Genomic DNA, 577 nt, shown 5'->3' with positions numbered 1-577 from the left:
ATTTTCTTCCTTGCAATTTTTCAAGCATTAAAGGAAGTTCTTTTCTAAATAAGGCTTTATCAGTAATCCTCATACCATGATTTAAATCTTTTATAAATCTTCCATCAATCTCACTTTCGTCTTTTATTAAATGTAAAGTGGCGTCATATCCTAGCTCTTTATACGCTAAAAAAAGAGTTTGTTTATCTTTTGCTGTATTAAATGGATCTTTTAAACTATGATAAGATACTAAAATAATATTTTTATTAACACTAGCTTGTATAGTTAAATGAGCTAAATTAGGAATTATTCTAATTAAATAATTCTCGGTATGAAAAAAATATTTTGAACTAATATCCGCATTCCAATAAGTTTTAATAAAAAATCCTATTTTATTATGTGGATATTCCTCAAAATAATCATATTGTCCACTTTCTCTTTCTAAAATAAACATAGGAGAAGGCAAAGCCGAACCCGAATTATCAATCACGCCATCCACATACCAAGGAGCTATCTTTGCCATGAGTAAAGATAGGTATCCTCCATAAGACCCCCCCCCCATAAATTTTTGGTAAATCTGCAAATTTTGGAAAGCGTT

General features: G+C 29.5%; 1 pseudogene. It reads right to left on the bottom strand.

What is annotated here, in order from left to right:
• Positions 1-577 (bottom strand): annotated as a pseudogene (locus BGS43_RS00005) (DUF2920 family protein); the annotation flags it as partial.

Source organism: Campylobacter sp. 110, from assembly GCF_002383965.1.
Taxonomy (GTDB): Bacteria; Campylobacterota; Campylobacteria; order Campylobacterales; family Campylobacteraceae; genus Campylobacter_D; species Campylobacter_D coli.
This window is presented reverse-complemented; position numbering and strand designations above follow the sequence as displayed.